The sequence below is a fragment of the Nonomuraea muscovyensis genome (assembly GCF_014207745.1).
Classification (GTDB): Bacteria; Actinomycetota; Actinomycetes; order Streptosporangiales; family Streptosporangiaceae; genus Nonomuraea; species Nonomuraea muscovyensis.
The window spans coordinates 1,120,364-1,145,031 of record NZ_JACHJB010000002.1; the positions used below are offsets into that span (position 1 = coordinate 1,120,364).

The following is a 24,668-nucleotide window of genomic DNA, read 5'->3' on the forward strand; positions in this document are numbered from 1 at the left end:
CTCCGCCGCGGCCGGTGGGAGTCGCGGCGCGGCACATCGTGGCTCGCGTGCCCCATGTGTAGTCGGCCCCGGCGCGCGATCTCGCGTGTCAGGGCACCCTCATCACCCAAGGAGAGAAAATGATTGTCACGCCCCCGGCGCTGGACCCCCGGACGACCGCACTGCTCGTCATGGATTTCCAGCAGGGAATCCTGGCTTCGCTCCCTGGCCTGGCCGACGTGGAAGCGCTGCTGTCACGGGTGGCTGGCGCCATCGCCGACTTGCGAGCGCATGGTGCTGCCATCGCCTACGTGCGGGTCGGATTCACCGAAGCCGACTGGGCAGCGATCCCGCCGGCCAACAAGACGTTCTCCTTCATCGGCGGGCACCGCCTCATGCACCACGAGGAGCCCGACAGCGCCTTTCACGATCAGCTCGTCCCGGAGCCTGGCGACATCACCGTCCGCAAGACCCGCTACGGCGCGCTGTCCACGACCGACCTGGACCGGCAACTGCGGGATCGCGGAATCACCACCCTGGTCATCGCCGGCCTCACCACCAGCGGCGTCGTCCTGTCCACCGTCACCGACGCCGCCGACCGCGACTACCAGCTCTACGTCCTCTCCGACGGCGTCGCCGACCCGGACCCGCAAGCCCACCACACCCTGATGACCAGCGTTTTCCCGAGACTGGCCCACATCATCGACACCGCCGAACTGCGCTCGCTCCTGCACGAGAGCCATCCCGATCGGGCAAAGACCGGCAGGGCATAACGGTCAATGATGATCAGCGACCGCTGCCGATGCTGATGCCCTCAGGATTCGGGCGCGTGTTCCCGGCGGCGTTGCAGCACGTGGATGGCGGCTCTGGGATCGTCAGCGAAGAAGCGGATCATGCGGACCTCGGCGCGGCGGCCGAGGGGACGGATGGCGGTGATCGGTTCGGTCAGTTCGAGGATCAGGTTGGTCTGGGAGGCCACCGCCACGGCGAGCCGGTCGCCCTCCACCTTGACCGTGCTGTTCTCGTTGAAGTTGCGGACGTGTCGCAACTGGGCGATCTGCTCGCGCGGGACGCGCAGGTCGAAGAACGCACCGTAGCGGATGCGCACCTCGTCGGCCGAGACGACGTGGGGCCGCGTGATGCAGGCCGCGATGACCGCGAGCACGATGAGGACCGTATAGGCGTCAGCCACCAAGATCACGGTGCGCAGGCCGACCGGTGCGCCGAACGCTCGCAGCAGGACCTCTGCGCCCACCAGCTCCACGATCATCGCAAACAGAAATATCATCATCGTGGAGGTCTGTGCGCCGGAGTAAGAGACAGCCGTGGCGCCATGCGGCACGCCGTGGCGGCGTCGTGCGACCCACAAGGCCAGGCTGACCATGCCCTGCAGATCGAACCCCACGATCCGTCGAACCTGATCGGGGACCAACCGGCCGAAGGCCGCCCGCAACGCCGTTCGTCGGTTCGCGCCGCCCCTGCGCTCGGCTCCGAACAGCCGGTACAGGGTCGTCGCCTCCAGGGTGAGCACCGCGACGACGGCCGCCTCGGCTATCACGATCAGCGGGCGGGGCAGTGACACGCCGGACACGAGCAGGACCGCGACCAGCAGCTCCACGGGGACCATGGCAAACAGCGCGGCGCGCGCGACCTTCACCATCACCCTCGCTCCTTCAACATGATCATGAGCAGCCGGAACACCTCGGCCTGGGCGGCGGACACCTCGGCGTACATCGACGTCAGCCACTGCCCGCCACCCGCGTTCTCCACCGAGTCGGTGCCTGGCGGGCGCATGTGATCGGGAGCCGAGCCCAGGTTCGCGACCATCGCCGTCGCCATCTCGTCGGGAACGTAAGCGGCGAGGTCGGCGGCGAGCGTGCTGACGCGGGAGTCGCCGGGGTCGGCGTCGGCGAGCTCGTCCAACCGCGCGTAGAGGGCGTGTCCCCGCGCGACCGCCTCGGGCTTGGTGAGCGGGCGGAACAGATCGATGAATTCGGCCCGGTCGGCAGGGTCAGCCACGGTGTCCATCAGAGCCAGCAGCTCCCGGTCGATTTCAGCGGACTTCGAGTCCTCGGCGGGGAGATCGCGCAGCACCGCCGCCATCTCGGGCGATACCGTCGAGTCGGGATGCAAGTCCGGCTCCGCCAGCAGCGCGGCCAGCCGGGCCCGTCTGACGCCGATCGTCTCCTGCTGCCGGGCCAGGTCGGCGTCCAGCTCCAGGAGCATTTCCCGCAGCTCCCGGCCCTGGGCGTCGGCTAGAACGTCGCGGATCTCGTCCAGGGAGAGGCCCAGCTCGGCGAGCCGGCGCACGCGGGCGAGAGCCACCGCGTCCCGCAGCCGGTACTCCCGGTAGCCGTTGGCCAGCCGTTCGGGCTCGGGGAGAAGTTCCAGGTGGTGGTAGTGGCGCACGGTCCGGGTGGACACCCCGACCAGCGTGGCAAGCTCGCTGATCCTCATGCCCCTTATTGGACACGTTGACGCTACGACAAGGTCAAGTGCATGGAGCTACACCCATTCTGCGATAGCCACCCAGTCGCGCCATGGACAACGGTGCGTGGCTCTGCGGTTCGGCCCTCGGAGCGGGCAGCGGGCGTCCAAGATCCGTGTGAGGGTGATGGGTCCGGGCGCAAGGGCGCAACCGTACGGCGGCGCGGGCGATCGCGCCGGACAGCAGCCGGACGCGGTAGTCGCCAGCATCGCGCGCCTGCGTCCTCCCGCAGGTGGGGGGCGGCAGCAGGTGTGCGGTGCCGCTGTCCCAGTAGGGGGGCAGACCAAGTACGCCGGAAAGGGCTAATAGAGCTGGTCAGAGGCCGGCCGACGGTCTGGGCATGTCGTGTGGTGGCGCTGCTGGTCGCCGTTGGGCGGGTTGCCGGGGACGTGGCGGGCATGTCGTCGTCGGCGGACGATGTGGAGGTCCGCGCAAGCGCGGTTCCCGCTGGTGAACCGCTCCGGGGTGTCGGCCGGTGGGCCTTGGAGCTTCCTGCCCGAGCAGTTCCTTCAGGGCGGTCGGCGCGCGGTGCCGCTCTCCTTTCGCGTCTTCTGCGCCTGGGCGAGCTGTGGTCAACATCCCCCGGTGGCTTCAGGGAGCGTTTCGGGCATCAGGATTGACCGCAATTTTCCGGGCAGAGCCTGACCTCCGGGTACTGCGTTGACAGCTTGTCCAGGAGTGGCTGCCGTCGCGCCTTCAGGTGCTGGTCGAGGAAGGCTGCCACGTATGTGCGGGCGATCTCGGAGCTGCGCTTCGCAGGCAGGACGCCGTAGCCGGGCTTGATGCCGAGGGAGGGCCCCACCAGCGGAATGTCGGTGAACGCCTGGTGGTCTGTATCCGTCACCACGATCCAGCGCTTCCACCCGGTCAGCAGCTTCCAGTCACGGTCCCACGAGGAGTCGCTGCCGCCGGGGACGTGCTGCTCCGAACCGATGAACATGAACGGCCGGGAGAATCCACTCTTGGGGATCCGGGCGTAGGTGCTGCCGTCCATGTCGATCCCGGCGCGTACGCGGGGGTCCTTCACCATGGCCGCCATGGCGCCGGCCCCGCCCATCGACTGGCCGACCATCGCGATCCTGGACCTGTCGATCAGGCCGGAGCCGTCCCACTTCGCCGGCAGCTGGTCGAGCACGAAGGAGACGTCGGCCGCCCGGCCCTGGACCACCCTCGTGCCGAAGCCCGGGTCGGTGTCGCCGTCGCACGCGAGGCACTCGGCGACCCTCCCATCGGACAAGGTCGTGACGTAGCTCTCGTAGGTGTGGTCGATCCCGGCCACGACGTACCCCCGGCTGGCCAGCTCCTCCGCCAGGGACGTGAGTGAGCTCAACGGCTTGGTGAAGCCGGGAGAGAGCACCACCAGCGGAAGCTTCTCCCCCGCGGGTGCGGCGTCCTCGACGGCGTTCGTCCGCGTCCTGCTCAGCGTGTCAGACGGCACGCCCGCGATCTCGGAGCCCTTCAGGAAGAGCTCCGACTCCTTCGGCGTCATGTACGGCGCACGCTCCCCGTCCTCCTGCTCGGTCGGATACCACAGGGTGACCTTGAGCTCCCTGGTCTCGACGTCGAGGTTCCAGGGATCGGGGCGGGAGGTGTCGTTCACATACAGGATGGTGGTGCCGACCGGATGGGCGCCGGTAGGCGCGGGCAGGACGGCCGGACCGGTGGGCGTGGCCGACGGGCTGGTAGCCGACCGGGGCGGCGTGGGCGCGGAGCAGGCGGACGCGGCCAGGACGGCCAGTCCGGCAGCGGCTGCCAGGAGGAGTCTCATCGAGAGTCCCTTCACTTGTGCAGCAGGGTCAGGGCCTTGGCCAGGGCGGGGTCGCGCCCGGCGGCCGCGTCCTGCGGGGTCAGGGGCACGTGGTGGTCGGGAGCCACGCCGATCCGGTCGAGCGTCTCGCGGTTCGGCCCCAGGTGGTGTCTGGTGGGGAAGGCCAGCATGGTGTTGTTGCTGAGCTGGAACGGCTCCGAGGGGCCGGAGATGACACCGGCGGTCCTGGTGCCGACCAGCCGGCCGATGTCCAGGTCCTTGACCGCGGAGCTGAAGTGCTCACACGCCGAGGCGCAACTGCGGTCGGTGAGCACCGCAAGCGGCAGGTTGAGCAGCTCGACGGTGTCGTCGGTCCGCAAGGCTTCGCACTTGGCGTCCACAGTGCACAGGTAGGCGGTGACCTTGCCATGGACGAAAGCGCTCACCAGCCGGATCGCTTCAGGGGCGCTGCCGCCGCCGTTGCCCCGCAGGTCCAGCACGACACCAGTGAGCGTCCGGCCGGCGCGCAGCCGGGAGATCGCCTTGAACACCCTGTCGCCGGCGTCGGGAGCGAACCCGCGCAACCGCACATAGGCGATGCCGTCTTCCAGCAGCTTCGACGTCACCCCTTGCAGGGCGGCCAGATCCCGCTCGTAAACGCCGGGCTTGAGCGTCACACTCCAGCGGCGGCCGGTGCTCTGCCGCAAAAGCCGCAGCTTGACCGGGCCGGCTTCGGGGTACTGCGGGTAGAGGGCGGCGATCGCGGGGGTGGGCTTGCCGTCGATGAAGGGCGCCGATCCGTCGATCGATTCGATGATGTCACCCGGACGCACTCCCGTGGCCTGCGCCGCGCCGCCCTCCACGGTGGTGACGAACAGCGGGGGGATCGCGGCGCCGGGGTTGCCGCTCACCTGAGGTCCGTTGACGCTCGCCTGAAGACCCAGACCGTAACCGTCACCGTCATGGTAGTCGGGGGGCGCCCCTCCGACGTCGTGCACCCACCTGGCGTGATTGTCGCCGAGGGCGGCCACGATGGCGTCGAGGGTGACGACGGCCAGCGTGTCGCTCAGGTCGGGGACCCGAGCGGTGACCTTCCGATAGACGGCCTCTAAAGCGGTCCAGTCGGCTTCCCGGTCACCGGTCAACGCCGGCATGGTCGCCTCGGACACATCACGCCCGCTGAGGTTGAGTTCCCGCGTCAACGCGATGAACCCGGCGGTCAGCAGCGAGCGGGCGTCCAGCGTGGCGCCGCTGTAGTAGTTGCCCAGGATGCAGAAGTACGCCTGCTCGACGACGTCGATCGTGGTGGGCGTCTGCGCCGGGATGCGGCCCTGAGGCTGTGCGCAGACCGTGCTGCCTGCCGCGCTCGTCTCGCTGCGCGGCGCCGTCGGCGCCGTACAGGCCGCAGCCAGCAGGAGGGCGAGCCCGGCGGTGGCGGTCCTGATGGCGGTCATGACAGGCGCCTCCGGATCCACCAGAACGACAACCACGTCAGGCCGACGGTGAGCAGGGCGTAGATCCCCGTTTCGATCCACTGGAACAGCCAGAAGCGCTCAAGGGGCTGGTAGGTCACCTGCTGCCGGTAGCCGAGGCGGTTGACCTCGCCCAAGCAGCCGTCCCCGGCGCCCGCCGCCGCACTCCCCGGTGCGCAGGGCCCCGACGTCGAGGAGACATTGATGACGGCTCCGGCGCCGCCGTCGCCGCCGGAGATCACCTGTCCGGATGGGGCGAGCAGTTCGTTGGCCAGGACCCAGGAACCCGGGTGGCCGGGAACAGCCTCCCTCAGGAACAGCCGCGGGGATTCGCCTCCCTCCCGGGGGATGCTGAGGCTCTCCATGTTCTCCATGCCGAGCTCGAAGGTCGCGGTCACCGGGGCCACCAGATGGGGACGGACCATCGTCGGCAGATTGAGCTGGATCGCGGCGAAAACGGCCAGCGTGAGGGCCATGGCGGGCAGCGTGCGGCGCACCACCATACCCACGGTCACGCCGAGCACGAAGGCGAAGGCCGCATACCCCATCGGGGCGATGCCGCGGGCGCTGAACACCAGGGGAGCCATCAGGGCCATGCCCTCGGCGGCCGACTTGTCCAGGGGGTCGGACCACCAGGTCACCATGAGGCCGCACAGGCCGGCGGCTGCCATGGCGGTCAGGCCGGTGAGCCCGAGCTTGACCGCCAGCCAGCGGCCGCGGGTGATGCTCTGGTTCCACACCAGCAGGTGCGTGCCCGCCTCCAGCTCGCGGGTGATCAACGGTGCTCCCCAGAAGAGCCCGATGAGGGCGGGCAGGATCAGCACGACGAGGGTCAGGGCCAGGAACGGGAGGTCGTACTCGCCGAAGAAGCGGTTGTAGAAGCCGGCGCAGGTGTCGTCCGTGGTGCAGTCGGCGATCCCCGCCGAGTAGGCGGAGGCCAGTCCAGGGCCGGTCACGGCCAGGGCGACGGCGAGTACGCCGAGTACGGCGGCCATCATCGCGGCCGAGCCGCGGAACTGGCGCCAGGTCAGCCAGATCATCGCTGCACCTCCAGGGCGACGCGCCGGTCCTCGGCGGTGGACTTGTCCATGTAGGCCAGGACGAGGTCCTCGAGGCTGAGCTGGGTGACCGTCCAGGCGGGGTCGTGGATCGGGGCGTCGGTACGGACCACGAATGTGCTCTGCTGCTCGGTGTGGCACGCGGAGATCACGTGCTGGTCGGCGGGGAGCCGGTCGGGATCGCGGCGCGGGCCGGTGAGCCGGTGATGGGTGGCCAGCAGCTTGTCGACCTCCCCGGCCACCTGCACGCGCGATTCGACGAGCACGATCAGGTAGTCGCACGTCCTTTCCAGGTCGGAGACCAGGTGGGAGGAGAGCACGACGCTGAGCTGGTGCTCGACTGTTGCCTCTAGCAGCCCCTGCATGAACTCGTGGCGGGCCAGCGGGTCGAGCGAGGCGACCGGCTCGTCCAGGATCAGCAGCTCGGGCCGTTTGGCCAGGCCCAGGGTGAGGGCGAGTTGGGCACGCTGGCCGCCGGACAGCTTGCCCGCCCGGTGGGTGGGATCGAGGCCGAGCCGCGCGATGCGCTCCCGCGCCATGGCGTCGTCCCAGCGGGGGTTGAGCCGTGCCCCCAGTCGCAGGTGATCGGCGACGGTCAGTGCCGCGTAGACGGGGGTGTCCTGGGCGACGAACCCGACCTTGGCCAGCTGCGCCGGGCCGTCGGCAGGCCGGCCGCCGAGCACGGTGATGGCGCCCGCCGTCGGTTGGAGCTGGCCGCCGGCCAGCTTCAGCAGCGTGGTCTTGCCGGCCCCGTTGGGGCCTACCAACCCGACGACGTGGCCCGCCGGGATGTCGACGGTGCACTCGCGCAGCGCCCAGCGCTTGCCGTACTTCTTGCCCAGTGCCTGGGCCCGCAGGACAGAAGTCACGAGAGCTCCTTCGGAGCGTTCATGACTTGAGTGCTGTGCTGATTGGTGCCCTCGCTTCGCTCGGTCACGCTATGTCCTCCTGAGCGGTGGTCCGAAAGGTGGTCATGAACAGGGCCTCGGTGATTTCGTCGTCCAGGCCGGCCCGGCCGGCCTTGCCAGCGATCACATCTACCGGCCGGCGCCTATCGGTGGGCGATCGGCGGACCATATGTGTTCCATATGCGGGCGTTGCGATACTGCCCGGATGCGTGTGCTCCTGGTCGAAGACGAGCAGCCCCTCGCCGGGTACATCGAGGCCGGGCTGCGCAAGCACGGCTTCACCGTCGATGTCGCCCTCGACGGCCAAAGCGCGCTGGACAAGTGCGAGATCACGCCGTACGAGGTGGTGGTCCTGGACCGGGACCTGCCGGTCGTGCACGGCGACGCGGTGTGCCGCCGGCTCGTCCAGCGGGGGGTGTCGCGGGTGCTGATGCTGACCGCGTCCAACGCCGTTGAGGACAGAGTGGGCGGGCTGATGCTGGGCGCGGACGACTACCTGGGCAAGCCGTTCGCGTTCTCCGAGCTGGTCGCCAGGGTGCACGCCCTGGTACGGCGCAGTGCACCGGCCCGCCCGCCGGTGCTGCGCGCCGCCGGCGTGACCCTGGATCCGGCCCGGCGGAGCGCCGAGCGGGACGGGCGGTTGCTGCGTCTGACGCCCAAGGAGTTCGGCGTGCTCGAGCGGCTGATCGCCGCCGGCGGCGATGTGGTCAGCGCGGAAACCCTGCTGGACAAGGTGTGGGACGAGTACGCGGACCCGTTCACCAACGCGGTCCGGATCACCGTCGGCACGTTGCGCCGCAAGCTCGGCGACCCGCCGCTGATCGAGACCGTCACCGGCGCCGGCTACCGAATGGGAGGGTGAGGCGTGGTCCGGCTCAGGACGGCCCGGTTGACTGCCCGGGCCCGGCTCACTCTGCTGCAGACCGCTCTGGTGCTGGCCGCCGGCGCCGCGCTGACCGGGCTGACCTACCTGCTGATGCGCCGCAACACCTTCTTCACCCGCCTGGACCGGAGCGGCACCGGCCCATCGGGCACTCCTCCGCCGATGCCGACAGCCGTGGACCTGCAAGGTTTCGCCGACCGGGTGCAGACCGCCACTTTGTCCGCGCTGCTGCCCCAGGCCGTTCTGGCGCTCATCGTGGTGACCGCCCTGGCCGCCGTACTGGGCTGGTTGGTGGCCGGCCGGGTGCTGCGGCCGATCCGCGTCATCTCGTCCACCGCCCGGCGCCTGTCGGCCGAGAACCTCACCGAGCGGGTGCCGGTCACCGCTCCCGCCGACGAGCTGTCCGCTTTGGCGGGCACAGTGAACGGGATGCTGGACCGCATCCAGCGCGGCGTCTTCGAGCGGGACCGGATCCTGGACAGTCAGCGGCTGTTCACCGCCAACGCCGCCCACGAGCTGCGTACGCCGCTGACCACCGCGCGCACGGCGATCGACGTCACCCTGGACGGGAACCCCAGCCGGGCCGAGCTGCTCGCGATGGCCGGCGACGTACGCGGCGCCGTCGAGCACATGCAGCGCGTCCTGGACGGGCTGCTGCTGCTGGCGCGCAGCCAGGCCGGGCTCACCGCGCGGGAGACAGTCGACCTGGCCGCTGTCGCGGACGCCGCCCTCAACGCCGCCGGAACGCGGGCGGCAGCCGCCGGCGTCGCCGTACGACGCGAGCTCCGGCCGGCACCGGTCACCGGCGAACCGGTCCTGCTGGAACGGATGATCGGCAACCTGGTCGACAACGCCGTCCGCTACAACCGGGCAGGCGGCCACCTGGTCGTCGATACGGGTACGGCGGGTGGGCGCGCCGTCCTGCGGATCTCCAACACCGGGCGACAGATCCCGCCCGACGAGGCGAAGACGTTGCTGGAGCCGTTCGTGCACGGGGAGGGCACCCGCGTCCGCACCGACGGGCTGGGGCTGGGACTGTCGATCGTGCGCGCGGTCACCCTCGCCCACCGGGGACGGATCGCGGTCGCCGCCCGGACCGGCGGCGGCCTCGACATCACCGTCGACTTCCCGCAGAACCCGGTGACGAAGGACGCGAGATCGCAGGACCACCGATTCGCTTCAGGAAATAGCCCTTCCGTGAAGTGATCCGGCTCAAGCTCGGGGTCCGCACCCGCCGGGCAGGATCACGCCGAAATCACTTCACGAAAGAGGTCGGGCTTCCCGAACGCCTCGATCCGGCCGACGACAGCCTCCCCGCGTGGATGGAGCGCTACCTCGATCTGGCCGCGCACGCCCCCGCCGGCCTGCTGCGCCACGGCGACCCGGCCAAGAAGGTCGCCCCGCTGCCGCTGCCTGCCCCTGCCGTGAGCGCTGGCCGCCGCCCAGGTGCGCACCGTCAAGAACGTCGTGGACCAGATCGAGACCTTCCACGAACTCAAGAGTCTCCGGCACCGGGGCGCAAGTTTCCGTCCGGCGGTCGTGACTCCCATGATGCACTGTGGCTCAGTTGTCCAACGCCCTCCACCTGCGCGAGAAGAACCTCAGCCTGCGCAAGATCGCGGCCGAACTCGTCATCACCAAGGGCAAGAAGAAGGGCCGACACCCCTCACCCGCAACCGTCCTGCGGATGCTCCGCGAACACGACGAGGCCAAAAGATCATTCTCAGCGCTAACGGCTGTACCGGACCAGTTTGAGGCCTTCGTCGGCGAAGAGGGATCCCGCCTGCTCTGCTTCCGCTCGCGTTTCCAGCAGCACCTGGCGGGAGGAGCCGTCCGGTCCGGGGGCGACGCGGATCTGCCGCACCTCGCCGAAGCCGCTGCCCTGCAGGTCGGGATGGATCGCCGTCGGAGTCCAGCGGACTCTCCAGGCCGGTCGACATCGATGATCTGCAGGCGCCCGTCGTAGGAGTAGGGACAGGGCCGTCGAGGGTGACGGAGAACATGGCGTTGTAGGTGGCGGTCTGTCCGAAGTCCCGGTCGCTCTCGGGCCGGACGCGGATATCGCTGACAGTGATCTTCTTGGCCCGGGACCCCTCGCCTCGGTGAAGGCGTCGTGGACGCCGTCGAAGTCCCGGGGCGGTTCGAGTACCTGGGCCTTCAAGCCGTGCTGAGTCCCGGCCGGACTCGGCGTCGTCCGCCGCGGCCGCCGGCACCCTGGGCCCACCTGCGGCGAAGGGGGCGGGCGGGGGCCACGACAATGGGAACATGACACGTGCGGTGTACGTCGCGGCGGGCGAGGCGGAAAGCAACAAGGGAACCGTCGCCCTGGGCCTGGTCGAGCTGCTCTCCCGGCAGGTGGAGAGCGTGGGGGTGTTCCGTCCGGTGGTGCGGGAGGGGCGCGAGGACGCCCTGATCAACACCATCCGCAGCAGATTTCAGCTCGCCCTGCCCTACGACGCGTGCGCGGGTGTCACCTATGGCGAGGTGCACGCTGACGTGGAACGCGCGGCTGGCGACGTCGTGGCCCGCTATCGTGCTCTGGCCAGGCAGTGTGACGCGGTGGTGGTGATCGGCACCGACTACACCGACGTGGGCGCGCCGACGGAGTTCGGCTTCAACGCCAGGCTGGCCGCTGACCTGGGCACGCCGGTGATCAACGTGGTGAACGCCAGGGGCAGGACGCCTGCGCAGGTCGCCGCCGCGGTCGAGCTGTCGTCCAGGGAACTGGCGCACCATCACGCCCGCGAGCTCGCGGTCGTGGTCACCCGTGCGGCGGAGGGGTTGGCGGCGACCTCGCATCCGACTCCGGTGTTCGTGCTGCCGGAGACCTCCTCTTTGCGCGCGCCCACGGTCGCCGACCTGCTGAATGCCTGCGACGGCCGGCTGTTCCTGGGCGAACGCGACGGGCTCGGCCGGGAGGTGAGCGCGTTGATGGTGGGCGCCATGTCACTGCCCGGCATCCTGGACCGCCTCACCGAAGGCGCCGCGGTGATCATCCCCTCCGATCGGGCCGCCGCGCTGCTGCCCGGGCTGATCGCGGCGCACACGGCGCCGGGCTTCCCCGCCCTGTCGGCGGTGGTGATGACCGGCGGCACGGATCTGCCGGCCCCGGTGGACCGGTTGTTGAGCGGCATGGCGACCCCGCTGCCGGTGATCACCACCGAGCACGACACCTTCGACACCGCGGCCCGCCTGTCGGCGGTGGAGGGCCGGTTCACGCCCGAGGCCGGCGGGAAGATCGACACGGCACTGCGGCTGTTCTCCGAGCACGTGGACGGCAGGCTGCTGCTGGAGCGGCTGGCGATCGCCAAGACCGACGTCGTGACGCCGCTGATGTTCGAGTACGAGCTGCTGGACCGGGCGCGCGCCCGGCGTCGCCACATCGTGCTGCCGGAGGGCGAGGAGCCGCGCATCCTACGCGCTGCCGACATCCTGCTGCGCCGGGGAGTGGCCGAGCTGACCCTGCTCGGCGACGAGGAACGCATCAGGGTCCAGGCCGCCCAGCTCGGCCTCGACCTGGCAGGGGCCGGCGTGATCAGCCCGTTCGACAAGGAGCTGCGCGAGCGGTTCGCCCGCGAGTACGCCGCCGTCCGGGCGCACCGAGGGATGACCGTCGAGCTGGCCCGCGACACCGTGACCGACGTCTCCTACTTCGGCACCCTGATGGTGCACACCGGCATGGCCGACGGCATGGTCTCAGGCTCGACGCACACCACCGCGCACACGATCAGGCCGGCGTTCGAGATCCTGCGCCTGGGCCTGGTCTCCAGCGTGTTCTTCATGTGCCTGGCCGATCGGGTGCTGGTGTACGGCGACTGCGCGGTGAACCCCCATCCGACCGCCGAGCAGCTCGCCGACATCGCGATCTCCTCAGCTCGTACCGCGGCGCTGTTCGGCGTCGAGCCGAGAATCGCGATGTTGTCGTACTCGACGGGCACCTCGGGCGCCGGCGCCGACGTCGACAAGGTCCGCGCCGCCACCGAGCTGGTCCGCGAGCGCCGCCCCGACCTTCAGGTGGAGGGGCCGATCCAGTACGACGCCGCGGTGGATCCCGCCGTGGCGCGGACCAAGATGCCCGAGAGCCAGGTGGCCGGACGCGCCACCGTCTTCGTGGTGCCCGACCTCAACACCGGCAACAACCTGTACAAGGCCGTCCAGCGCAGCGCGGGGGCAGTCGCGGTGGGACCGGTGCTGCAGGGGCTGCGCAAGCCGGTCAACGACCTGTCCCGCGGCGCCACCGTCGCCGACATCGTCACCACCGTCGCCGTCACGGCCGCGCAGGCGCGCGACGAGCGGGCTCGGCATGAGGACGAGCTGCCAGAGGCGGCGACACGCCGGTGAGAGGGCGGACCCGCCGGCTCGAGGACGGCCTGTTGACCGGGGTCAGGACGCCAGTCGCGCGAGGGTCTGGCTGGCGATCTCCCACTCCTCGTCGGTGGGGATGACCAGGACGGGCACCTCGGCTCCGGGAAGGGACACTTCGCGCTCCTCGCCCGACTCCGTCTGGTTCAGCGCGGCGTCGACGGCGATGCCGAGCCGGTCGAGCCCCGCCAGGCATGCGGCGCGGGTGGCGGCATCGTGCTCGCCCACCCCGCCGGTGAACACGATCCCGTCGACCCGCCCGAGCAGCGCGTAGTAGGCGCCGACGTACTTGCGGATCCGCCGCGTGTAGATCTGCAGGGCCAGCCTGGCCTCGTCGTCGTTGCGGGCGCGCACCTCACGCATGTCCCGGGACCCGGTCAGCGCGAGCAGACCGGCCCGGTGGCTGAGCGCGTGCTCCACCTGCTGGGCGTCCAGATCGCTCGCCCGGGCGAGGTAACCGGCGAGAGCGGGGTCCACGTCGCCGGACCGGGTGCCCATGACCAGCCCTTCCAGCGGTGTCATGCCCATGGAGGTGTCCACGCTTCGTCCGCCGGAGATCGCGGTGGCGCTGGCGCCGTTGCCCAGGTGCAGCACGATCAGGTTCAGCCCCGCAAGGTCGCGGCCGAGCAGCGCGGCCGCGCGGCGGGTGACGTAGGCGCAGGAGGTGCCGTGGAAGCCGAAGCGCCGCACGCCCAGCTCACGCCACTCGCGCGGCACCGCGTACGTGTACGCCTCGGGCGGCAGCGTCCGGTGGAACGCGGTGTCGAACACGGCCACCTGCGGCACCTCGGGAAACACCTTGCGCGCCAGCCGGATGCCGGTCAGGTTGACCGGATTGTGCAGGGGCGCGAGCGGGGCCAGCTCCTCGATGGCGGCGATGACCTCGTCGTCGATGAGCACGGCCTCGGCGAACCTCGTGCCGCCGTGCACCACCCGGTGCCCGACCGCGACCGGAGCCAACTCCGGCCCCGCGGCGGTGAACGCCTCCATCATCGCGTCCAGCCCCTCGGCGTGGCCGGGGAAGCGACGGTCGCTGACGTACGGCGGCCGATCCGCGCCGCGGTGCGTCAGCCGTCCCTGCTCCTGTCCGATGCGCTCGATGAGGCCCTTGGCCGATCGCGTGCGGGTGCGCGGGTCGATGAGCTCGTACTTGATGGAGGAGGATCCCGTGTTCAGGACGAGGATGGGACTGTTCATGCCCACGAGCCTATTTCCGTGCGGCGATCAGCCATGAGCGGGCCGACCGTTCCGGATGTCGGTTCGGTCGCTCATGCCCGGCCTGAAATTCTGCCGTCGGCCGCGGACACGTAGGAGGTGAAAGCCCGCAGCGTTCGGAAGGCCTGACGAGGATGACGCGTGAGTGAACAAGATGACCGGTCCCGGTTCGAGGCGGTGTACCGGCGAACCTATGAGCAGATCCTCGGATACGCCGTGCGGCGGTGCTCCTCTCCTGAGGACGCCGCCGACGTCGTGGCCGAGACCTATGTGGTCGCCTGGCGGCGGATGACCGAGCTCCCCGACGGCGAGGCCGGCAGGCTCTGGCTGTACGGGGTGGCCCGCCGGGTCCTGGCCAACCACCGGCGTAGCGAGCGGCGCAGGCTCACCCGGCACACCGAACTCACCGCCGAGATCGAACAGCTCTACGCCGCCCCTTCCCACCACAGTGAGCAGCACGGCGTGGATGAGGCCATGAACATGCTCGCCGACAGCGATCGTGAGCTGCTGGCCCTGACTCTCTGGGAGGGGCTCGACCCCGGCGAGATCGCGACCGTGCTGGACTGCTCCCGCAACGCCGCCCGTATCCGCCTGCACCGGGCCCGCAAACGCTTCGCCAAGGCCCTGGAGAAGACCCGCCCATCGGCCGCTGGTTTCGCATCACGGCCGCTCGTCGAGAAGGAGTCAGGGTGAACAGCGACCAGATCTTCAAGAACCGGGCGAGAGCGCTGGACGAGGACCTGACCGGCCGGGCGTCCACCGCGGGGGCGGACGCGCTGCTGGCGGAGATCGTCTCGCTGGAGCGCACCCCCGCCAGGCGGCGGCGCATGCCCTCTTCTGGCCGCGCTCTGCTCGGCCTGGCCGCGACCGCCGCCGCGGTGGCGGTCATCGCCCCCGGGATGCTGCCTGACGGTACGCCCCCCGCCGGGCCTCAGCCCACCACGTCGCTGTCCGTGGCAGCCGAGCCGACCGCCCGGCAGATCCTGCTCGCGGCTGCCGTCGCCGTGGAGCAGGCCCGTGCGGATGGCGACTACTGGCGCGTCAGGACGGTCTCCCAGGCGATGTTGACCGACCCCACCCGCAGCTATGTGCTCGAGGAGAAGCGGTCCACGGAGCAGTGGCTGGCGAAGCAGCCGGACCTGCGGAGCTGGCGCATCCGTCAGGATCTCGGCGTCAAGCCCGCGACCGCGCGGGACGAGGCGGCCTGGCGGGCCGCGGGGGCGCCCACCAGCTGGCGATACCCCGAGAACATGAAGACGGAGAACCTGTTCGCCGTCCCGTTCGGGCCGCTGGAGGCGGCGGCAGGTGAGCGAACCGCCGAACAGCTTCGCGGCACCTGGAAGGGCCAGGCCGGTGACCTGGCAGGGAAATCGTTGACCTGGAAGGAGACGCGCGCGATCCCGGGCGAGCCCGAGACGCTCCGGAGCTACCTGGAAGAGCGCATCGGCCGGCTGGATCTGACCGGATCCGGGATGGACGTGGAGGAGGCGAGGGCACACATCCTTCTCCGAGACTGTGTGGACATCATCAGTACCCTGCCCGCCTCGCCCGAGACCCGGGCATCCGCGTACCGAATCCTTGCGTCTCTGCCCGCAATACGGGCCGAGGGGGAGATGACAGACCCGCTGGGCCGGCGAGGGCAGACGCTCAGCTATCAGGAGGAAATAGAGCCGGGCCTGTTCTCCAAGGTCCGACTCGTGGTCGATCCCAGCGCCGGCCTGCTTCTCGCCGAGGTGAGGACGAACACCACCGAGCTCGCGGACGGGCGGCGGGCGGAGCTCCGTGTCACCACCTCGTTCCAGGCGGTCGGCTGGACCGACGAACGCCCGGACCTGCCCACCCGTCGGAACTGAGCCGCTCACCGTGACCTCGCCCTGTGGCCCGCGCCCGCGGAGGCCGGGCCTCAGCGGCGGGTGAGCCCGGCGTCGTGGGCGACGAGCGCGGCCTGGGTACGGTTGGCGCAGCCGAGCTTGGTCAGGACCTGGGAGACATATCCCTTGACCGTGGTCTCCCCCAGGTACAGCCGGCCCGCGATCTCGGCGTTGGACAGGCCCTCGCCGAGACCGGCGAGCACGTCCCGCTCCCGGCCGGTGAGTCCCGCGACGGCCCGGCGGGCCCGCTCACGCGCGCGCTCGGTGATCGACACGGCAGCTGATCTAGCTCCATCTCGTGGACGGTCGGTTCGCTGCAGCGGCAACTTGCCGGTGCCCGCCGTTACCGTGGGGGAATGCCCGCACGGTCCAACGACTTTCAGGCGGTCGCGCGCAAAGCGGTCCAAGCCTCAGTAGGCCGTGACCCGGTCGGGTTCCGGGGCAGGTTCGGTCACACGGTCCTGCCTGTGGCCGCCTGCGGTGGGCCGCGGGCGGATCGGCCACCACATGGCCCGGCCGAGGAGCGCGGCAAGGGCGGGGACCAGCACCAGCGACACGACGAGCGCTGAGAGCGTGATGCCGAGCGTCATCGCGAAGGCCATCTGCTCGTTGCCCGGGGAGGTGATGAGGCTGGCGAAGGAGGCGGCCAGTACCACGCCGGCCGTCGCGATGGCCGGTGTCGTGTGCTGGACGGCGCGGGCCACGGCGGCGCGAGCCGTACCCGGTCGCCGCATCTCCTCCCGGATCCGGTCGGTGATCAGGATGTTGTAGTCGGTGCCCAGCGCCACGACGAACAGGAACAGCACCAGCGGGAGGGCGAAGCTGACGCCCGGCTTGCCGAGAACGTGCTGGAACAGCAGCGTGGCGGCGCCGAGGGTCGCGGCAAAGGCGAGCCCGACGGAGAGCATCAGGATCACCGGTGCGAGCAGGCTGCGCAGGAGCAGCAGGAGAATCAGCGCGATCAGCGCGGCCGCGACCGGGAACACGATCGTGAGGTCGCGGTCGACGGCGGCCGACATGTCGGCGATGATCGCCGGCGTCCCGCCCACGTGTGCCGTCGTCCCGGCGGGCGTGTGCTGGGCGACCGCTGCCCGGATCGGTCCGGAGGCCAGGTCGCGGGCCTGCTGGCTCTGCGGGTCCGCGGTCGGGTAGAGATCGATCCGGGCAGCACGGTGGTCCTTGTTCAGGACGGTCCTTGCGACCTGGCCCACGCCCTTGACCTGGGTGAGCGCACGGGAGAGGCCGTCGAGCCTGTCGGCTGTGAGGGTGCCGCCGTCGGTGGCGGTGACGAAGACGCTCGTCGGATCCGACACGCCGGCCGGCAGCGTGCGGGAGATCTCGGCCGCGGTGGCCGCGGCGGGGGTCCGGGCACCGGAGCCGCCCTGACCGTAGTCCATGCTGATGCCGATCAGCCCGGCGGCCAGCGCGGCAAGCAGGGCGACGGAGGCGGTCAGCATCATCAGCGGTCGTCGCGTGACCAGCGCGCCCAGGCGGGCGGCACGACCCCCGCGTGGCTCGCCGCGCAAGGCCGCCCGGGAGGGCCAGAACATCTTGCGCCCGGCGGCCGCGAGCAGTGCCGGCAGCAGGGTGAGGCTGCCGAGCAGCATCACCAGGACCGCGACGGCGATCGCGGGGCCCATCGAGCGGAACTGCCCGAAGGTCGCCACGCCCAGTGTGGCGAACGCGGCCACGATGGTCAGCGCCGCCGAGGTGATCGCGGTGCCCACCCTGCCGGAGACCTGCGCGGCCACCTCGCGGGCGGACTGCTCGGGCCTGGCCCGCAACTGCTCGCGGAAGCGGAACAGCAGGAACAGCAGGTAGTCGATGCCGATGCCGAACAGAACCACGTTGATCAGCCCCGGGGTGCTCGCGTCGAGCTTGAGCCCGGTGAGCATCGCGGCACCCGCGACGGCTCCCGCCGCCACGAAGCCGATCACGGCGACCGCGAGCAGCGGCAGCAGGGCCGCCAGCACGCTGCGAAACACCAGCACGTTGAGCAGGATGATGAGCCCCATGATGAGGCCGCTCCCGACCGTCGTGGCGGTCTTGCGGGAATCGACGGTGTCGACGGTGTCGGCGAGCGCACCGGTGAAACCGGTACGCATCCCCGCCTCGGAGAAGCGCGTCCGGGCGGCCTCCCGGAAGGTCCGGTAGACGCCCTGGACCCCCTTGTCCGCACGATTCCCGATCAGCTCGAAGGAGAGCAGTTCGAAACTCCGGTCGGGCGCCGTCATCGCCGGGGCGATCCGGGGCGTCTGGGAGCGGTCCGGGATCAGGAACTGCTGCGGGCCGTCGTCTTCCCTGGGCATGATCACCCGGCGCTTGCCCAGCTTCGCCGCCTCGGCCTCGACCCGCTTCTGGTCGGCGGCGCTGAGAGCCTTGCCGTCGGACCGCGCGACGAGCACCGTCACCGTGGTGGCGTCGGGGTTCACCCCGAACCGCTCCTTGGCGATGTGCAGCGCGGCGGCCGAGTCGTAGCTCCGGGGCAGGAAGTCCCCTGCCCGGTTCTGGGTGACGCGGTCGAACAGCGTCGGGGTCAGGGCGCTCAGTGCGACACCCAGCACCGCCCAGAGGGCGATGACCTTCCACGGGCGTCTGGTGGAGTATCCGGTCAGGGCGCGGATCACGATGTCCTCCGGCGGACGGACTTGAATGCGGACGTCTGCCGGGGCTCCCGGCCGGTATCCAGACCATCAGTCCGAGAGGCGGCAAACCTCCTGGCAGCGGATGATCCGGACCGGGGCCCTGGATCCTTCCCCCGGCCCGCGACCAGGACCCTGGTCCTGGTCCCCCGGTCCGGATACGGGTTCGCCGACTGCCGCCGCCGGTGCTGCCACTGCGGCTGCTGTGCAACCCTGGTCCGGGGCCAGGAGGCCGGATACAGGGGGAACAGACATGCCCAGGAGCCGACACGTCGGGCCTGGCGATGCCCGGGAGCTGCCGCACATCGACAGCGCCGAGCCGCCGTGGACCCGTAACGACGCGCTCGTGACCGGCGGGGCGTGCGTGATGAACCTGCTCAGCTACGCGTTCTTCAACGCCCCCGACGGCCGGCACGCCGTGAGCGTGGCAGGGTTCCTCCTCGTCGCGCTGGCAGCCCTGCCGCTGCTCGCCCGTCGCCGCCACCCGGTGGCGGCGCTCGTGGCCATCCTGGTACTCGATGCGACGGCCACCCTGACCGTGCCGCTGCCCAGGCACTTCGGTGCCGTCCTGGTGGTCGCCCTGTACTCGGTCGCCAGGGCCTGCCCCGGCAGGGTGACGGCGGTCGCGGCCGCCGCGACGGTGTCGCTGACGCTGCTGAGCCAGAGCAACGGCCGCATTCCGCCCTGGCAGGACGCCGTTATCCCGCCCCTCACCACCCTGATCGTCGTCGGCACCGCCATGGCGGTCAACCGCTGGCAGCAGGAGGTGGCGGCCAACCGCAGGCTCCTCGCCGACCGTGCGGTGGCCGACGAACGCCGCCGCATCGCACGCGAGTTGCACGACATCGTGGCCCACCACATCACCACCATGCAGCTGATGGCCGGCGGTGCCCGGGCCAACATCGCCGAACCTGAGGTGGTCCAGGACGCCCTGGTCACTCTGGAGTCCTCCGGGCGGCTCGCGCTGCGCGAGATGCGGCAACTCCTCGACGTACTGCGGGACGGCGACGAACCGGAGGCCGTGCCGTCGCAGCCCCAGCCAGGCGCCGACGACCTCGACCGCCTGGTGGCCGAGTCCCGCCTCGCCGGACTGCCGACCGAGTTCAGCGTCCACGGGCCGCGGCACCCGCTGTCGCCGACCGTCGGCCTCACGGTGTTCAGGATCGCCCAGGAGGCCCTCACCAACGCCCGCAAGCACGCGGGGCCCGCCCGCGCGTTCCTACAGCTGACGTACCGTCAGGATCGGGTCACCGTCGAGGTGCGGGACGACGGCGGGGGCACACCGCCGCAGGAGGGGCCGCCGGCGGTGGGCCCCGGCGGATACGGTCTGATCGGCATGCGCGAGCGCGTCGCCCTGCACGGCGGCACTCTCACCGCCGGCCCGCAGGCCGACGGGGGGTTCGCCGTAGTGGCCGACCTGCCGCTGACCACGGACGGGGCGGCCGTCCAGCACGAGGGGGCACGCCGATGACCGGGACCGGACCGACGCCGCCGATCAGGGTGCTGCTCGTGGACGACCAGCTGCTGGTACGGCGCGGCCTGTCGCTGATCCTCTCCCCTGACCCGTCCTTCGAGGTGGTGGGAGAGGCCGAGAACGGCGCGCAGGCCGTCACCCTCGCCCGCCGGCTGCGCCCCGACGTCGTGGTGATGGACATCCGGATGCCCGTCCTCGACGGGGTCGGCGCGACCAGGGAACTCGCCGCCACCGTGCCCGGCTCCCGGGTCCTGGCCCTCAGCACCTTCGACATGGACGAGTACGTCGTGGGCGCCCTTCGCGCCGGAGCCTACGGGTTCCTGCCCAAGGACAGCTCTCCGGAGGACCTGAGCGCGGCGATCCGCACCGTCCACGCCGGCGAGGCCGCCGTCGCCCCGCGCCTGCTCACCCGGCTGATCTCCACTTACGTACGCACACCCCACGGTGCGCCACCGACCCCCACGGGCCTGGGTGAACTCACGCCCCGCGAGGTGGAGGTGTGGCGTCTGATGGCCACCGGCCTCGACAACACCGAGATCTCCCGCGTCCTTGACATCAGCCTCTCCACCGTCAAGAACTACATCACCAGTATCTTCGACAAGCTCGCCGTCCGCGACCGCGCCCAGGCGGTCATCGTGGCCTACGAATCGGGCCTGGTCACCGCCCGCGTGGCAGCCGGGGACCCGCCCGGCGACCGGCACCCCGGATAGCCCGGGCCAGGACACGCGTGTCGGCGCGTACGTGCTCCAGGGACCGGATCTGCCCGTCGGCTTTCAGCACCCACCGGGCCTCGGCCAGCGCCACCCCGACGTCGGGCAGCGAGCAAAGCACCATGCGGACCACCGGTCCTGCCGCACGGGATGATCAATCGGTCGGTGAGGTGCCGCAGAGCGCGTTGTCGATCAGGCGGGCAGTGGCTTGGCCCTGCTCTCGCGTGCCAGGGTAGGTGGTGCGTGAGACGATCACGCTGGTGCGGCCGTCCTGGGTGACGGCGTTGTCGGTGATGAACCCGGGTGTGCCGCCGGGGTGCGACCAGGCCGTGACCCCGCAGCTCAGTTGCTGCTTGGCCAGGCCCAGGCCGAACTCCCTGCCGGGCGCGCCGATGGGAACCGTGGTCGTCATCTTCTTCAACTGTTGCGGCGCCAGCAGCTTCCCGCCCAGCAGCGCACGCCAGAACCTGCTCAGGTCGCCGGTGGTGGTGACGGCCTCGCCCGCCGCACCGGCCCAGCCGAGACTGAGCAGGGTGACGCGAAACGGCCTGGAGGTCTCGGCGTCCTGGGTGTAGCTCTGCACGTGCGGCGTGGGCAGGAGCGGGGAGTCGCCGGGCAACGTCGTGTTCCGCAGCCGCAGCGGCGTGATGATCCGGCGCTTCACCTCCTTGCGCCAGGAGTTCCCAGTGGCCCGCTCGATGACCAGTCCGGCCAAGAGGTAGTTGATGTTCGAGTAGCTCCAGCGGGAGCCGGGGGCGAAGAGCGGGCGGTGGGCGACGCTGAGAGCCACCAGTCGCCGCGGGTTCATGCGCAGGAACCGGTAGGTGCGGTAACCCCGCTCGGTGCGCATCTTCTTCTCGATGTCGCCCACGGAGTCATACAGGCCGCTGGTGTGCTGGAGCAGGTGTCTGATGGTGATCGCGCGCCCATTGTTGCCGTTGCCGCGCACCAGCCCGGGAAGCCACCGTTCGACGCTGTCGTCAAGGGACAGGCGGCCCTCCGCCTCCAACTGCAACATCACAGCAGCGACGAAGGTCTTGGTGTTGCTGCCCATCCGGAAGTGCCCGTCGAGCGGGATCGGCACGCTGCGGCCCCGCACCGCCGTACCGCTCGCCGCGGCCAGGTCACCGCCGGGTGAGACCACCCGCGCCTGCACTCCCAGCGTGCCGGCGTCGCGGATCGCATCCAGATCCGCCTGCAAGGCCGCCCGATCGTATCCGGACGACGATGCGTGAGCCGGACCCACCGCCAGCGCGCCGACGGACGCGGCCACGGCCGCTGACGCCACGACCGCATGGAAACGACGCCAGCCCACACTCTTCATAATCATTCCTTGCCTCCCGGCAGATTCGATGCTGCCCACCATGGGTGTCCGGTGGAGTGTCCGGTCAGGGCGGATCACGCTGTCCTCCGGCGGTCGGACTTGAAGACGAACGCCCGCCGGGGGCTCCCTCCCGATATCCAGACCATCACCCCGAGAGGCGGCAAACCTCCTGGCAGCGGATGATCCGGACCGGGGCCCTGGATCCTTCCCCCGGCCCGCGACCAGGACCCTGGTCCTGGTCCCCCGGTCCGGATACGGCTCCGCTGACTGCCGCCGCCGGTGCTGCCACCCGGTGGCGGCGCCGGTGTTCGCCTGCGTCAGGCCACGGGCGCCGACCTGGACAGCGTCGCGGCTCTGGCGCCGATGGCCGGCGTCAGGCTGGATGAGGTGGTGGCCACCGCGGTGTGGTCCGGCCTCAGCGGCGCGGCCCTGCAGGCCGGGCTACGCGGCGGCGGTGACGGCTTCCGCCACATGCTCCTGCTGTCCGGAGCGACGGACCTCACCAAGATCAAGGCGATCGCCGTCACCGAGACAGCCCGCCGCCACGGCGTCGGCTCCGCCCTGCTGAAGGCATGCACGCAGATCCATGACCGGTGCGGCTACGCCGGAACGCATCCTGCGGTCTCGACCAGCGCGGCGTACTCCTCGTTGGGCGTCGCCGGCTGTCCCGGCGTCAGCGGGCGACGCAGCCCGTCGTGCGGCCGGTTCTGCCACTTCGCAATCAGCCATTCATCCAGAAGCTCTTGGAGCTCGACCAGCGATCAGTCCGGCGAAGCAGCCAGCCCCTCGGAAGGCGTCAGGTCATGGCTGCCGCCATCGCACCGCGAACGCGCGGGCGGGATTCTCGGTGAAGATCGCGGACGCGAGTTCGGGGCCGAGTTCCCGCTCGATCCGCGGGCGCAGGCCGCTGAGCAGGAACGGCATTCCCGGTCCGTCGGCGCTGGACCGGGCGGTCGGGGTGACCGTGTCGGCTCCGAGCAGGATCTGGTGGGCGTGGCCGGCCTCGGCGAGGACCGCGAGGCTGTCCAGCATGCGCCAGTCGGTGCCGTGGTGCACACGGGAGGGGCCGTCGAATGCGAGAAACGCGCCGGCTTCGGCGGCCTGCCGGTGGATTCTGGTGTCCGGGAATCGGTGCAGGTGCCCGAGGACCACGCGGTGCGGAGCGACCCCGTGGGTCCCGCACAGCAGGTCGAGCACGTCCAAGGCGGCGGTTCCGGCCTCCAGGTGGACGCCGATGGGCGCGTCGGTGGCGTGGTGCGCCTCAGCGGCGGCCGCCATGACGTGACGGGTGTGGTCGTCGAGGCGGTGATAGGCGCCGGCGACTTTGATCATTCCCGCCTTCACGGGAGCGTTGGTCAGTTCGCGGATGAACAGGTCGGCCAGCCCTCCGTGGAGGCGTTCCAGCTCACCTGGGTCATAGTGCTTGGCCTGGTGCATTCCGGTGGCGGAGATGATGTGGACGCCGGACTGCCGGGACAGACCGGGTAGTTCTTCCGTTCGTGGTCCCATTCCCCACGGCGTCCATTGCACCACGGCGCGACCGCCGAGGGCGGCGAAGATGTCGAGTTCGGCGAGCGCGGCCTGGGCGTCGTCCAGTTCCTGGCCCGGCAGTGTCGGCGAGCTGATGAACAGATGGTCGTGGGCGTCGCAGGTACCGAACTCCTCGGGCGGGATGTCCCCGAGCACGGTCCGGATCGTCGCGCTCATCGTCCGGCCTCCTGCTCCGCGTCGGCTAGCGCGGCCGAGGCGACGCGCAGCCCGGCCAGCGCTTGGGGCACGCCGATGTAGGGCGTCGGGTGCACGAAGACCTGCCGCACGCGAATACTGAAATTTCTCGCCGAGCTCACAGCTGCCTCCCGCCGTGTGACGGCCGATGCGGGTCGGCGTGTATGTGCGTACGCATCCCTTGCGGGTCGAACAGGATGAGAAGCTCGACCACGCCGCCGTCGGCGCTGCCCAGCCAGTGCGGCAAGGACGTGTCGAACTCGGCTGCCTCGCCGGACGGCAACGTCAGGTCGCGCTCACCGAGGATGAGCCGCAGGCGTCCGTTGAGCACGTACAACCATTCGAAGCCGTCATGGGTCTGCGGGGTCGGTACGAGCGGTTCCGGCTGCGCGGGGATGATCATTTTGAACGCTTGCACCCCGCCCGGCCGCCGGGACAGCGGCACGAAGGTCATCCCGAACCTCCGGATCGGCGTGAGGTGGATCCGGGGGTCGCCGGTGCGCGGGGCGCCTACAAGGTCGTCCAGCGGAACGTTGTACGTACGGGCCAGCGGCAACAGCAACTCCAGGGTCGCCCGGCGCTGCCCGCTCTCCAGCCGGGACAGGGTGCTCTCCGACACGCCGGTTGTCGTCGCGAGGTCGGCGAGGGTGATGCCCCGGTGACGACGCAGCGCACGAAGCCGCGGCCCCACCGCGCCGAGCACCTCGTCCATTTCATGGTCCACGAGGCCATCTTGCCAGAACCGCAAGATTTCGTGCCAGATCGGTGCGCGCCTGGCGAGACTGAGCGGACACCGACGGAAGGAGTCTT

22 protein-coding genes are annotated in these 24,668 nt (G+C 70.6%); 9 read left to right on the forward strand and 13 right to left on the reverse strand.

Annotated elements, in window-relative coordinates; translation table 11 throughout:
• Positions 1 to 119 precede the first annotated feature (119 nt).
• Positions 120 to 752, forward strand: coding sequence for a cysteine hydrolase family protein (locus tag FHU36_RS21850; protein ID WP_185085778.1), 633 nt, complete (start codon positions 120 to 122; stop codon positions 750 to 752).
• A gap of 41 nt (positions 753 to 793) precedes the next feature.
• Here FHU36_RS21850 and FHU36_RS21855 read toward each other — a convergent pair whose 3' ends face one another.
• The 6 genes from FHU36_RS21855 to FHU36_RS21880 form a co-directional block, all read right to left on the reverse strand.
• Positions 794 to 1,639 carry a hypothetical protein gene (locus tag FHU36_RS21855; protein ID WP_185087515.1) on the reverse strand — a complete coding sequence of 282 codons (846 nt, stop codon included), beginning with the start codon at positions 1,637 to 1,639 and terminating at the stop codon, positions 794 to 796.
• Positions 1,639 to 2,436, reverse strand: a complete 798-nt coding sequence (locus FHU36_RS21860; protein ID WP_185085779.1) for a MerR family transcriptional regulator — start codon at positions 2,434 to 2,436, stop codon at positions 1,639 to 1,641. Before FHU36_RS21860 ends, FHU36_RS21855 begins: the two co-directional genes overlap by 1 nt.
• 641 nt (positions 2,437 to 3,077) lie before the next feature.
• Positions 3,078 to 4,235, reverse strand: coding sequence for an alpha/beta hydrolase family protein (locus tag FHU36_RS21865; RefSeq protein ID WP_185085780.1), 1,158 nt, complete (start codon positions 4,233 to 4,235; stop codon positions 3,078 to 3,080).
• Between the two features lie 11 nt (positions 4,236 to 4,246).
• Complete coding sequence (locus tag FHU36_RS21870; RefSeq protein WP_185085781.1) at positions 4,247 to 5,668, reverse strand: S41 family peptidase; 1,422 nt, start codon at positions 5,666 to 5,668, stop codon at positions 4,247 to 4,249.
• Positions 5,665 to 6,726 (reverse strand): ABC-2 membrane transporter-related protein, encoded by a 1,062-nt coding sequence (locus tag FHU36_RS21875; RefSeq protein ID WP_185085782.1) that lies wholly within the window; start codon positions 6,724 to 6,726, stop codon positions 5,665 to 5,667. The genes FHU36_RS21870 and FHU36_RS21875 overlap by 4 nt, the downstream gene beginning before the upstream one ends.
• Entirely contained in the window at positions 6,723 to 7,613 is an 891-nt protein-coding gene (locus FHU36_RS21880; RefSeq protein WP_185085783.1) for an ABC transporter ATP-binding protein, read from the reverse strand. Before FHU36_RS21880 ends, FHU36_RS21875 begins: the two co-directional genes overlap by 4 nt.
• Before the next feature lie 244 nt (positions 7,614 to 7,857).
• On the opposite strand from FHU36_RS21880, the gene FHU36_RS21885 reads away from it, so the two are divergent.
• Positions 7,858 to 8,514: a response regulator transcription factor gene (locus tag FHU36_RS21885; RefSeq protein ID WP_185085784.1), complete on the forward strand. Its 657-nt coding sequence runs from the start codon at positions 7,858 to 7,860 to the stop codon at positions 8,512 to 8,514.
• 3 nt (positions 8,515 to 8,517) lie between these two features.
• Positions 8,518 to 9,741: a sensor histidine kinase gene (locus FHU36_RS21890; protein ID WP_221496512.1), complete on the forward strand. Its 1,224-nt coding sequence runs from the start codon at positions 8,518 to 8,520 to the stop codon at positions 9,739 to 9,741.
• Positions 9,742 to 9,779: 38 nt separating this feature from the next.
• Here FHU36_RS21890 and FHU36_RS21895 read toward each other — a convergent pair whose 3' ends face one another.
• Complete coding sequence (locus FHU36_RS21895) at positions 9,780 to 10,034, reverse strand: hypothetical protein (protein ID WP_185085785.1); 255 nt, start codon at positions 10,032 to 10,034, stop codon at positions 9,780 to 9,782.
• Between the two features lie 68 nt (positions 10,035 to 10,102).
• On the opposite strand from FHU36_RS21895, the gene FHU36_RS43660 reads away from it, so the two are divergent.
• Together FHU36_RS43660 and pta are read left to right on the forward strand one after the other, a co-directional pair.
• Positions 10,103 to 10,501: a hypothetical protein gene (locus FHU36_RS43660; RefSeq protein WP_221496513.1), complete on the forward strand. Its 399-nt coding sequence runs from the start codon at positions 10,103 to 10,105 to the stop codon at positions 10,499 to 10,501.
• A 299-nt stretch (positions 10,502 to 10,800) separates the two neighbouring features.
• A complete protein-coding gene (gene pta / locus FHU36_RS21905) occupies positions 10,801 to 12,876 on the forward strand; it encodes a phosphate acetyltransferase (protein WP_185085786.1) in 2,076 nt (691 codons plus the stop codon).
• Between the two features lie 42 nt (positions 12,877 to 12,918).
• On the opposite strand, the gene FHU36_RS21910 is transcribed toward pta, so the two are convergent.
• Positions 12,919 to 14,094 (reverse strand): acetate/propionate family kinase, encoded by a 1,176-nt coding sequence (locus FHU36_RS21910; RefSeq protein ID WP_185085787.1) that lies wholly within the window; start codon positions 14,092 to 14,094, stop codon positions 12,919 to 12,921.
• 159 nt (positions 14,095 to 14,253) lie between these two features.
• Here FHU36_RS21910 and FHU36_RS21915 point away from each other — a divergent pair, with 159 nt between their 5' ends.
• Together FHU36_RS21915 and FHU36_RS21920 are read left to right on the forward strand one after the other, a co-directional pair.
• Positions 14,254 to 14,805 carry an RNA polymerase sigma factor gene (locus tag FHU36_RS21915; RefSeq protein WP_185085788.1) on the forward strand — a complete coding sequence of 184 codons (552 nt, stop codon included), beginning with the start codon at positions 14,254 to 14,256 and terminating at the stop codon, positions 14,803 to 14,805.
• Positions 14,802 to 15,965 carry a CU044_5270 family protein gene (locus tag FHU36_RS21920; RefSeq protein ID WP_185085789.1) on the forward strand — a complete coding sequence of 388 codons (1,164 nt, stop codon included), beginning with the start codon at positions 14,802 to 14,804 and terminating at the stop codon, positions 15,963 to 15,965. The genes FHU36_RS21915 and FHU36_RS21920 overlap by 4 nt, the downstream gene beginning before the upstream one ends.
• A 50-nt stretch (positions 15,966 to 16,015) precedes the next feature.
• Here the strand turns inward: FHU36_RS21920 and FHU36_RS44720 are convergent, their stop codons facing one another.
• Both FHU36_RS44720 and FHU36_RS21930 read right to left on the reverse strand, forming a co-directional pair.
• A complete protein-coding gene (locus tag FHU36_RS44720) occupies positions 16,016 to 16,258 on the reverse strand; it encodes a response regulator transcription factor (protein ID WP_376774150.1) in 243 nt (80 codons plus the stop codon).
• Positions 16,259 to 16,393: 135 nt separating this feature from the next.
• Positions 16,394 to 18,610, reverse strand: a complete 2,217-nt coding sequence (locus FHU36_RS21930) for an MMPL family transporter (RefSeq protein WP_185085791.1) — start codon at positions 18,608 to 18,610, stop codon at positions 16,394 to 16,396.
• A 268-nt stretch (positions 18,611 to 18,878) separates the two neighbouring features.
• On the opposite strand from FHU36_RS21930, the gene FHU36_RS21935 reads away from it, so the two are divergent.
• Together FHU36_RS21935 and FHU36_RS21940 are read left to right on the forward strand one after the other, a co-directional pair.
• A complete protein-coding gene (locus FHU36_RS21935; RefSeq protein ID WP_185085792.1) occupies positions 18,879 to 20,096 on the forward strand; it encodes a sensor histidine kinase in 1,218 nt (405 codons plus the stop codon).
• On the forward strand, positions 20,093 to 20,809 hold the full coding sequence (locus FHU36_RS21940; RefSeq protein WP_185085793.1) for a response regulator: 717 nt from the start codon (positions 20,093 to 20,095) through the stop codon (positions 20,807 to 20,809). Before FHU36_RS21935 ends, FHU36_RS21940 begins: the two co-directional genes overlap by 4 nt.
• Positions 20,810 to 20,963: 154 nt before the next feature.
• On the opposite strand, the gene FHU36_RS21945 is transcribed toward FHU36_RS21940, so the two are convergent.
• From FHU36_RS21945 to FHU36_RS21960, 3 genes are all read right to left on the reverse strand, one after another.
• The gene (locus tag FHU36_RS21945; RefSeq protein WP_246502533.1) at positions 20,964 to 22,010 is read right to left on the reverse strand and encodes a serine hydrolase domain-containing protein; all 1,047 of its coding nucleotides are present in this window, start codon (positions 22,008 to 22,010) and stop codon (positions 20,964 to 20,966) included.
• A 924-nt stretch (positions 22,011 to 22,934) separates the two neighbouring features.
• Entirely contained in the window at positions 22,935 to 23,840 is a 906-nt protein-coding gene (locus tag FHU36_RS21950) for a phosphotriesterase family protein (RefSeq protein ID WP_185085795.1), read from the reverse strand.
• A gap of 136 nt (positions 23,841 to 23,976) precedes the next feature.
• A complete protein-coding gene (locus FHU36_RS21960) occupies positions 23,977 to 24,570 on the reverse strand; it encodes a helix-turn-helix domain-containing protein (protein WP_221496747.1) in 594 nt (197 codons plus the stop codon).
• Between the last annotated feature and the right edge of the window lie 98 nt (positions 24,571 to 24,668).

Bases quoted from the DNA above. Each gene is read 5' to 3' on its own strand.
- FHU36_RS21850 (WP_185085778.1), top strand. From the start codon at position 120: ATGATTGTCACGCCCCCGGCGCTGGACCCCCGGACGACCGCACTGCTC.
- FHU36_RS21855 (WP_185087515.1), bottom strand. From the start codon at position 1,639: ATGGTGAAGGTCGCGCGCGCCGCGCTGTTTGCCATGGTCCCCGTGGAG.
- FHU36_RS21860 (WP_185085779.1), bottom strand. From the start codon at position 2,436: ATGAGGATCAGCGAGCTTGCCACGCTGGTCGGGGTGTCCACCCGGACC.
- FHU36_RS21865 (WP_185085780.1), bottom strand. From the start codon at position 4,235: ATGAGACTCCTCCTGGCAGCCGCTGCCGGACTGGCCGTCCTGGCCGCG.
- FHU36_RS21870 (WP_185085781.1), bottom strand. From the start codon at position 5,668: ATGACCGCCATCAGGACCGCCACCGCCGGGCTCGCCCTCCTGCTGGCT.
- FHU36_RS21875 (WP_185085782.1), bottom strand. From the start codon at position 6,726: ATGATCTGGCTGACCTGGCGCCAGTTCCGCGGCTCGGCCGCGATGATG.
- FHU36_RS21885 (WP_185085784.1), top strand. From the start codon at position 7,858: ATGCGTGTGCTCCTGGTCGAAGACGAGCAGCCCCTCGCCGGGTACATC.
- pta (WP_185085786.1), top strand. From the start codon at position 10,801: ATGACACGTGCGGTGTACGTCGCGGCGGGCGAGGCGGAAAGCAACAAG.
- FHU36_RS21910 (WP_185085787.1), bottom strand. From the start codon at position 14,094: ATGAACAGTCCCATCCTCGTCCTGAACACGGGATCCTCCTCCATCAAG.
- FHU36_RS21935 (WP_185085792.1), top strand. From the start codon at position 18,879: ATGCCCAGGAGCCGACACGTCGGGCCTGGCGATGCCCGGGAGCTGCCG.
- FHU36_RS21940 (WP_185085793.1), top strand. From the start codon at position 20,093: ATGACCGGGACCGGACCGACGCCGCCGATCAGGGTGCTGCTCGTGGAC.
- FHU36_RS21950 (WP_185085795.1), bottom strand. From the start codon at position 23,840: ATGAGCGCGACGATCCGGACCGTGCTCGGGGACATCCCGCCCGAGGAG.
- FHU36_RS21960 (WP_221496747.1), bottom strand. From the start codon at position 24,570: ATGGACGAGGTGCTCGGCGCGGTGGGGCCGCGGCTTCGTGCGCTGCGT.